Raw genomic sequence first — 4,070 nt, 5'->3', positions numbered from 1 at the left:
GTTCGTGAGTGATCACGTTTCCGTCTCGAACGTCGGCTGTATCCGGGATGGGGGCAGCTGCTGTCGAGGCGGTGGGCTCAATGGGATCGGCGCAGGCAGTTGGTTCGGCTTGCACTGTCGGCTGAACTTGAACGACCGGCTCTGCTTGAACGACCGGCTCTGCTTGAACGACCGGCTCTGCTTGAACGACCGGCTCTGCCGACTCGACGGTCGGGGCGGGTTCGATCGGGTTCGGCGTTGGGGCCGGTGTCGGCGGACGATCAATCCGCATGACCTGTCCTTCGGGCTGATCGATCCAGACTTCACTGGCGGCGACGAAGGTGTCGGACACCGTGATCGATTGGCTGAGCAGTTTTTCGAGTGCTTCGTGATCCTCCACCGGTGCCGGTGGCAGATGCGAAGACGGCGGGGACGCGTGCGGCGGCTCGACGACCTGACGGACAGACGCTTCGGCGACCACCTTGGCAACCGGTTCAGCAACCCGTTCAGCGATTGCATCGGCGAGGTCACTGCCTTCGAGGTCATTGTCGGCGGATTCATTGCCGGTGGGGGCGTCGTTGGGATGCAGGCCTGCGCGACGACGGTTGCGTGTGTAGGCGCCGATAAACGTCTGGTTGGTCTTCATGGTTTGGTTCGTTTTCAATCAGGAGGACAGACAGGTCGCGACTGCAAGTGCTGCACGGTCAGATTGGCGTTTCGGCCGCGTCGGGCGACGAAGCGTTGGGGCCTACTGCTGTTCGGAGTCTTCCCAGGCTTTCAAGATTTCCAAAAAGTTGCCGATCGCATACGGCGTGTCGCTGTACCGCAGACCATCTTCCAGCCGCAGGCGGTCTTCCATTCCGGCGGGCAGGTTTCCGGCAGGCAGTGGATCGGAATCGACATCGGTTGCGGCGGTCGGTGGAACATTTGGCGATTCGCCGCTACGGAACGCGACGACCGACTGATTGGAATCAAAGCTCGGCGGAATGTTGGGGACTTCGTTTGCCGAGGGGGCGGGCGGGATGTCTTGGTCGGCCAGGTCGAATTCCCCAGGCAGGACCGCCGAGGGCTCGCCAAGCATGCTCGCCGGTGTGGGGGCGTCAGCGATCGAGCTGGCTGGAACGGCGGCGTGGGATTCCTGTGCGATCTGTGTGGACGCCGCATTGTCCGGATCGGTCTGCGGCGGTTCTGCGGCGGCCGAGTCATCCATCAGCTGAATGTCTTCGGTGATCACCACGATGGTTTCACCCAGGTCGTCGGCGTCGGCATCGGTCAAACGAGACGGATCTTCGGTCGTACCGGTCTTGTTGAATCCGCGTCCGGAGAAGAAGGCCAGGGTGACCATCAGCAACACCAGCATCACGATGGCCGATCGCGTCGCCCAGGACGCTTTGGCGGTGGCCCAGTTCATCGATTCGTCGCGGTAGGCTGCGACGCGTGATTCATCCGGCGATTCGCTGCCGCCGCGTGATGGTTCGAGCGGCGAAGGATCCGAATCGGAATGCTGGCCGATGCCACCGGGCGTCGCGGAATCGGAGCTGACCGGCGAGATCGGTCCGGAGTGGCTGAGGTGGCTGTGGTTTCCCGAAGGCGGATCGACATGGCTGGCCGGAGGCCCGCTGTGGGCGTCGTGGATGGAGAACCGTGCGGTGTCGCGTTTTCGCAGCAAGCCTTCGGGCGTACGATCGGGCAGTTCAAACAGCGTGGGCAGGAGATCAGCCGCCGAAGCGACCCGTTCGGCCGTCGGGTCGGGGATTTCCTGGAAGTCCCCCCTGTAGGAAGGGGCTGGCGTTTGCGGCGCGTTGCTCGGACGAGCAACTTTCGGCGATTTCTCGGCCCGAAAGCGTCCCGGTCGCGAACGTTTGGCGTTATTGGTCGTGTCTCGTTCCTGATCCATCAGTGATTTTCCGCAGCGAGTTTCCACGCCTGTTCGGCACAAGAAAGTCAGAAAACCCCCGAAATCGGCCCATCCGTGGAACCGTTTCACCTGGGGACCACCGACCGGCCCTGGTAAGGCTTCATCGGTGTTTCTCTGTGTCTGTCTTCAGGCTTTTGCGGAATAGCGAAACTTGAGCGGTTACGGCAAGGCTGAATGTCGTCTTCTCGCCGACTTTCGCGGTTCGCCTTGTGAATTTCCGCCGGAGCACGAGAATACGGGCTTCAAGAGCCCACACTCGATAGTGATTTTAATGATGCTGCAAGCCAATTCGACCGCCGATCTCCTGTCGGAACTCGTTCGCGACCGCATTCTGCTGCTCGATGGGGCAATGGGGACCATGATCCAGCGATTGGGGCTGGATGAAGCGGGCGTCCGAGGAGATCGGTTCGCCGATCACCACAAGGATCTGAAGAATTTTTCGGACATTCTGTGCCTGACGCACCCCGAAAAGATCACGGACATCCACCGGGCCTATTACGAAGCCGGGTCGGACATCGTCGAAACCAATTCCTTCGGTGCCTCGCCGGTGGGCATGGTGGAGTTTGATCTGCCGCTGGAGCTGGTGGATGAAATCAACCGTGCCGCGGTCGCCTGTGCACGAAAAGCGGCCGACGAGTGGACCGAGCGAACACCCGACAAGCCTCGTTTCGTCGCCGGTTCGATCGGTCCGACGACGATGCAGCTGGCGATCAGCACCAAGGTCGACGATCCGGCCTTTCGCCCCACGACGTTTGAAGCGATGCGTGCCAGTTATCGCGCCCAGGTCGAATCGCTGGTCAATGCCGGTGTCGACATTCTATTGCCGGAGACGGCGATCGACACGTTGAACTTGAAATCCTGTCTGTTCGCCATCCAAGATTTTTTCAATGCCGGTGGGCGCCGAGTCCCCGTGATGGTCAGCGGCACGTTTGACAAGGGCGGCCGAACGTTCGTCAGCGGTCAGTCGGTCGAAGCGTTCTTCACGGCGCTGGAGCATTTTCCACTGCTATCGGTCGGTATGAACTGTGCCCTGGGGCCGGATGTGATGCGTCCCCACATCGAAGCCCTGTCCCACGTCGCGGGAATCCCGATCAGTTGCCACCCCAACGCCGGGTTGCCCAACGAAATGGGCCAGTTCGATCTCGGTCCCAAGGCGATGGCGGACATCGTCGGCGAATTTGCCGACAACGGTTGGATCAATATCTTGGGCGGCTGCTGTGGCACCACGCCGGACCACATCCGTGCGATGGCCGAGCGTGTCGCGGGGCTGAAACCGAAGCAGGAAACTCCCGGCCCGGTCTACACCCGGTTGTCCGGTTTATTGCCGATGGTGATGCGGCCCGAAGTGCCCTTCACGATGGTCGGTGAACGAACCAATGTCACAGGCAGCCGCAAGTTCGCTCGACTGATCCGCGACGAAGACTACGACACCGCAGTCGAAGTCGCGCGTGAGCAAGTCGAAAACGGCGCGACCATCATCGACATCAACTTCGACGACGCGCTGTTGGACGGTGCCGAAGCGATGGTCCGTTTTTTGAGGTTGATCTCCGGCGATGATGTGACCGCGTCGGTGCCCGTGATGATCGACAGCAGCAAATGGGAAGTCATCGAAGCGGGGCTGCAAAACGTCCAAGGCAAGGCGATCGTCAATTCGATCTCGCTCAAGGACGGCGAAGAAAAATTCATCGAGCGCGCCAAACTGGTGCGGCAATACGGTGCCGCGGCGGTCGTGATGGCGTTCGACGAAAAAGGCCAAGCGGCGACCGAGGACGAGAAGGTGCGGATTTGTAAACGCGCCTACAAGATCTTGGTCGATCAAGTCCACTTTCCGCCCGAAGACATCATCTTTGACCCCAACATTCTGACCGTCGCCACCGGGATCGCCGAACACGACAACTACGCGGTCGACTTTATCAACGCCATTCGCCGGATCAAGCAGGAATGCCCGGGGGCGAAAACCAGCGGCGGTGTCAGCAACATCAGCTTTTCCTTCCGCGGCAACGACCGCGTCCGCGAGGCGATGCACAGCGCGTTCTTGTATCACGCGATCGAAGCCGGATTGGACATGGGCATCGTGAATGCCGGCCAGCTGGAAGTCTATGAAGAGATCCCCAAGGATCTGCTCGAGCACGTCGAGGACGTGCTGCTCAATCGCCGCAGTGATGCGACCGAT

General features: G+C 60.8%; 2 protein-coding genes and 1 pseudogene. 1 reads left to right on the top strand and 2 read right to left on the bottom strand.

The window, feature by feature from the left end:
* Positions 1–625 (bottom strand): annotated as a pseudogene (locus ABX749_RS24620) (hypothetical protein); the annotation flags it as partial.
* Between the two features lie 102 nt (positions 626–727).
* Positions 728–1,876, bottom strand: coding sequence for a hypothetical protein (locus ABX749_RS24615; RefSeq protein ID WP_372898321.1), 1,149 nt, complete (start codon positions 1,874–1,876; stop codon positions 728–730).
* A gap of 295 nt (positions 1,877–2,171) precedes the next feature.
* Here ABX749_RS24615 and ABX749_RS24610 point away from each other — a divergent pair.
* Positions 2,172–4,070 (top strand): homocysteine S-methyltransferase family protein (locus ABX749_RS24610; protein WP_372898322.1); only part of this gene is annotated, 1,899 nt, incomplete at its 3' end.

The organism is Stieleria sp., assembly GCF_041595215.1.
In the GTDB taxonomy this organism is placed as follows: Bacteria; Planctomycetota; Planctomycetia; order Pirellulales; family Pirellulaceae; genus Stieleria; species Stieleria magnilauensis.
The sequence above is the reverse complement of the archived record's forward strand: the minus strand, read 5'-3'. Positions and strand labels throughout refer to the sequence as shown.

Coding starts and splice junctions, on each gene's coding strand:
- ABX749_RS24615 (WP_372898321.1), bottom strand. CDS start 1,876: ATGGATCAGGAACGAGACACGACCAATAACGCCAAACGTTCGCGACCG.